At 64.8% G+C, this 4,576-nt stretch carries 5 protein-coding genes, 2 tRNA genes and 1 riboswitch; of the genes, 4 read left to right on the plus strand and 3 right to left on the minus strand.

The features are described 5' to 3' along the window. Both ACXJKR_RS24970 and ACXJKR_RS24975 read right to left on the minus strand, forming a co-directional pair. On the minus strand, positions 1-900 hold a 900-nt coding region (locus ACXJKR_RS24970; RefSeq protein WP_457325113.1), incomplete at its 3' end, for a type II toxin-antitoxin system HipA family toxin. Then, positions 884-1,153 (minus strand): helix-turn-helix domain-containing protein, encoded by a 270-nt coding sequence (locus ACXJKR_RS24975; protein WP_457325114.1) that lies wholly within the window; start codon positions 1,151-1,153, stop codon positions 884-886. The genes ACXJKR_RS24975 and ACXJKR_RS24970, both read right to left, overlap by 17 nt. A 155-nt stretch (positions 1,154-1,308) precedes the next feature. Then, positions 1,309-1,410, plus strand: a riboswitch (TPP riboswitch). A 66-nt stretch (positions 1,411-1,476) separates the two neighbouring features. Here ACXJKR_RS24975 and ACXJKR_RS24980 point away from each other — a divergent pair. From ACXJKR_RS24980 to ACXJKR_RS24995, 4 genes are all read left to right on the plus strand, one after another. Next, positions 1,477-3,618, plus strand: coding sequence for a TonB-dependent siderophore receptor (locus tag ACXJKR_RS24980; protein WP_457325115.1), 2,142 nt, complete (start codon positions 1,477-1,479; stop codon positions 3,616-3,618). Positions 3,619-3,654: 36 nt separating this feature from the next. Further along, positions 3,655-3,730, plus strand: a tRNA-Asn gene (locus ACXJKR_RS24985). Between the two features lie 86 nt (positions 3,731-3,816). Further along, positions 3,817-3,892 (plus strand) — tRNA-Asn (locus tag ACXJKR_RS24990). 179 nt (positions 3,893-4,071) lie between these two features. Next, positions 4,072-4,248 carry a hypothetical protein gene (locus ACXJKR_RS24995; protein ID WP_457325116.1) on the plus strand — a complete coding sequence of 59 codons (177 nt, stop codon included), beginning with the start codon at positions 4,072-4,074 and terminating at the stop codon, positions 4,246-4,248. 126 nt (positions 4,249-4,374) lie between these two features. On the opposite strand, the gene ACXJKR_RS25000 is transcribed toward ACXJKR_RS24995, so the two are convergent. Beyond that, a partial coding sequence (locus tag ACXJKR_RS25000; RefSeq protein ID WP_457325117.1) for a hypothetical protein occupies positions 4,375-4,576 on the minus strand: 202 nt, incomplete at its 5' end.

The raw sequence follows: 4,576 nt of genomic DNA on the forward strand, positions 1-4,576 counted from the left end.
GTACAGCAGGCCAAAGTTCTTCAGATGCGCGTCGCCATTGCGGACCATGACGGAGAAAGCGACCTGCTCGAAGAAGCGGTCGAGGTCGGCTTGCGGCAGTTGCAACTGCCTCAGCAGCCCCGCGATGCGCTCGTAGCTGCCGTGGTATTTGCGGTCGGAGAGTGTGTCGCGCACGCGCTGGCCGGATAGCGCTGCGATGTCTTCGAAGCCGAGGCGCTCCACCGTTCCATCTGTCTTCAGGAGGGTGTCGAAGCGCTCCAGCACCAGCATCTGGCCGTCGTGCGACAGGTCAAACACCGGCGTAGGGATGCCGCCCAGGTTGGCTGCACGCAGGCACAGGTATTCGTTGGCCGCCAGACCGGGATAGGCCTCGCTCGCTGCCTTCACGATGAGCGTCGGAATAGGCACCGCAATCCGCACCTCGGGCACCATGATCTTGGGCTGCATGCCGGCAATGCCCGCGCCGGTGCTCAGATAGGCCGCCACCAGGTCGTTGAACACCTGGGGCGAGTAGGCCATGCCAAGTAGGCTCTCCTTGCTCAGCGGCACCGCTGGCTGCGGCGCGTCAGCACCCGGGATGCGATAGCCGAGGCGACCAATGCCGTTGTCGCCGATGAGGGCGAGCATGTGCATGGCTGTGGTCTGCTGCTTCGGGAACAACGCCCGGATGCGCATGAACAGATCGCCCTCGGGCAGGTTCTGGTCCATGGGCGGGAAGAGGTCGCCGTCCGTCCACGTGAGCCTGACCGCCGCCGGCATCAGCAGCGCGACGGACGGCTGCTCGGCGGACGCCTCCAGGTACCGGAACTCGTAAGTCGACGCCTTGAGCAACTGGCCCGCACCCACGCGCGACCCGATGGACACATCGAGCTGCGCGATGCGCTCAGGCAGCATCGTCATCCTTGTTGAAGGCCGCAGCCACTTCCTCCATCGTCGGCAGGCCCACCGGCTCCAGGCGCATGGCCAGGTTCAGCGAGCGCAACACGTCGAACAGCGACGACACGGAGGCCTCCTCGCCGCCCTCCAGGCGGTAGATCACTTCACGCACCCGCCCCGCTCGCTCGGCCACGGCCTTCTTACTCAGGCCCAGGGCTTCGCGCCGCTGCTGCAGCAGTTCGCCAAGTTCGGCGGGAAGTCGAACACTGCCAGTCATAGCTTGCATTTTCTATAAATATCAGAACTTTGCAAGCCATGACTTGCATGCATCACCACTGCAGATCTGCAGCGAGCCAGGCCAAGTCGCCAAGCGCGAAGGCCGGAACGCTCCGTAACCCATAGAATCCGACCCGCGCGCCGCCCCGTGTGGCGCGTCTTCGCTAGGGGTGTTGATGGCCTGGCGCCATCGACTGAGACAGTCCCTTTGAACCTGATTGAGGTAATCCTCGCGCAGGGAAGCACGCTGAAAGCCCAGGCCGAATCTTCGTCTCCCGCCCCTGAGCTCTGTCGTTTGCCGACCTGCCATCGCTTTGCAATTCGATGGCAAACCACCGTATTTCTCTTTCCATCCTCGCCGCCGCCTCCGCGCTGCTCGCCGCCAGCCTCGCTTCGGCCCAGACCCTGCCCCAAGTCAGCGTCTCGGGCAAAGCCACCGAGGCCGTGCCCAGCCTGTCCGGCTTCAACGACCCGCCGGCCAAGTTGCCGATGCAAGCGCTGAGCCTGTCGGCGGAGCGGCTGGATGACCTCGGCATCAGCCAGCTCTCGGGCATCACCAAGCTCGACGCTTCCATCTCCGACGCCTACAACGCCGTCGGCTACTGGTCGCAGCTCAAGATCCGCGGCTTCGATCTCGACAACCGCTTCAACCTGCGCCGCGACGGCCTGCCCATCACGGGCGAGACCGCGCTGTCGCTGGTCAACAAGTCCGGCATCGAGGTGCTGAAGGGCAGCTCCGGCATGCAGGCCGGCACCAGTTCGCCGGCCGGCATCGTCAACTTCGTCGTCAAGCGCCCGCTCGCCGAAGACGGCACGGCGCTGATGCTCGAAGCCATCCAGGGCGGCTCGGTGCAGGCCAGCGTTGACCACTCGCAGCGCTTCGGCGCCAACCGCGAGTTCGGCGTGCGCGTCAACCTCGCCGCGGCCCACCTGGACCCGACGCTGCGTGACAGCAAGGGCCGCTCGCACACTGCCGCGCTGGCCACCGACTGGCGCATCAGCCCCGACACCCTCGTCGAGGCCGAGGTCGAATTCAACCGCCAGAGCCAGCCCAGCCAGCAGGGCTTCAGCCTGCTCGGCAACCGCCTGCCCGACGCCAAGAGCGTCGACCCCAACCTGAACCTGAACAACCAGCCCTGGAGCCTGCCCGTCGTCTTCGACAACACGCACGCCTCGCTGCGCGTGCAGCAGAAGCTGGCCGGTGAATGGCGCGCCCAGGCGGCGCTGGGCATCCAACGCCTGCGCACCGACGACCGCCTAGCCTATGCCTACGGCTGTAGCGACGCCAATGGCGATTACTACGCCGACCGCTTCTGCCCGGACGGCAGCTACGACCTCTACGACTTCCGCAGCGAGAACGAGCACCGCGACACGACGGCGCTGGACATCTCCGCCAGCGGCCCCGTGCAGCTCGCCGGCCTGCGCCATGACCTCACCGTCGGTGGACTGAGCAGCCAGTTCAAGAGCCGCTTCCAGCGCCAGGCCTACAACTACGCGGGCACCGGCAACGTCGACGGCAGCGCCGTGACGCCCGCCGCGCCGGATCTGACGGACGAGAACACCAACCGCGACGAGCGCAGCAACGAGCTCTACCTGCGCGACCGCGTCGCCCTGAGCGCCGACACCAGCGCGTGGCTGGGCTTGCGCCACACCCGCCTGCATCGCGAGAGCGTGCGAACCGACGGCTCGCGTGCGACCGACTACTCACAGGGCGTCACCACGCCCTGGATCGCGCTCAGCCACGCCATCGCCAGCGACTGGCTGCTCTACGCGAGCTGGGGCCAGGGCATCGAAAGCGAAGTGGCGCCCAACCGCAAGCGCTTCGTCAATGCCGGCCAGGCGCTGCCCGCGCTGAAGAGCCGCCAGACGGAAATCGGGCTGAAGACCGGCACACAGCGCGTCGAAGGCTCGCTGACCGTCTTCGACATCCGCCGCCCCGCGTGGCGCGACATCGTGCTGCCCGGCTTCACGGAATGCAGCGCCGACAACAGCTGCGAGCGCCGCGCCGACGGCTATGCCCGCCATCGCGGCGTGGAAGCCAGCGCCGATCTGAAGTGGAGCGGCGGCGGCCTGTTCGCCAGCGCCATGCGCTTGCAGGCGCGCCGCCAAGGCAGCGCCGACGCCAGCCTCAACGGCCTGCTGCCACCCAATGTGCCGGAGACCACGCTCAAGGCCCACGTGCGCCAGGACCTGTTGCCTGGCCTGCAAGCCCAGCTTGGCTTGCGCCACGAGGGCAGCCGCTTCGCCACGCCCGACAACAGCATCGCGGTGCCGGCGTGGACTGTGGCCGATGCGGGCCTGCGCTACATGCAGGGCGTGGGCAACCAGACCTGGATCTGGCGCGTGGCCGTCGACAACCTGACCAACCGCCGTGCCTGGMGCGAGTCGCCGTGGCAGTTCGAGCACAGCTACCTCTACCCGCTCGCACCGCGGACTTTCCGCACGAGTCTCGAGGTCCGGCTCTGAGGCCCCCGAAAGAACTGCTATAGTCACGGGCTCTGTTCCTCGATAGCTCAGTCGGTAGAGCGCCGGACTGTTAATCCGTAGGTCCCTGGTTCGAGCCCAGGTCGGGGAGCCACAGAAAACCCGCAAAGGCTGGCCCATCGCCAGMCTTTGCAACAACAGCGAGCCGCAACCGCACGGCAAGCAAAAATACCGATCAATTCCTCGATAGCTCAGTCGGTAGAGCGCCGGACTGTTAATCCGTAGGTCCCTGGTTCGAGCCCAGGTCGGGGAGCCAAATCAGAAGCCTCGTTGCGCAAGCAGCGGGGCTTTTTTCTTTGCGCGTCTCGCAGCGATGGTCACGGGTGATGAACCGGCGCTTGAACTTGCGCTGGCACCTGCTCAAGCTTCCTCCCAATAGCAAAACGCTAACCAAGTGATACAAGTGCTTGGTCCAGCATCAGGGAGGAAAACAAAGTGGACTTCATCGATCAGCTACGCGTGCTGTCAACGCGCATCGCAAACACGAAAGCGTTGATCCAGACTGAAGAGGAGACCAAGAACGCCATGGTCATGCCATTCATCCAGGCACTGGGATACAACGTCTTCGACCCGCTGGAAGTCACGCCGGAGTTGGTGGCGGATGCCTGCTAGTGAAGCCAGTTCAATAGCGCGAAGCGTTGTTCGGCCCAACGACTCAACAAAGTCGAATTGGTGCGCAAGACCAGCGACATTAGCAGGGGCGGAGGTGTCTAGACCTAAGGCTCCCCGCCAAGACGCTCAGGCTGGGCCCCCAAGGATTAATTGCCCCCACATAGGCCTTCGACCTAACACGATGATCTTTCGGATCAGCATTGCGYAATGTTCCTGACATTCGCGTAATACCGAGAGGCTCGGGACCTTGTCGCCTGAGATCTTGCAAATATCCTCGACCTTGCCGTCATGAACGGCAGTTGATCTCAGGGCGTACATGGCATTGAAA

Source organism: Roseateles sp. P5_E11 (genome assembly GCF_054049355.1).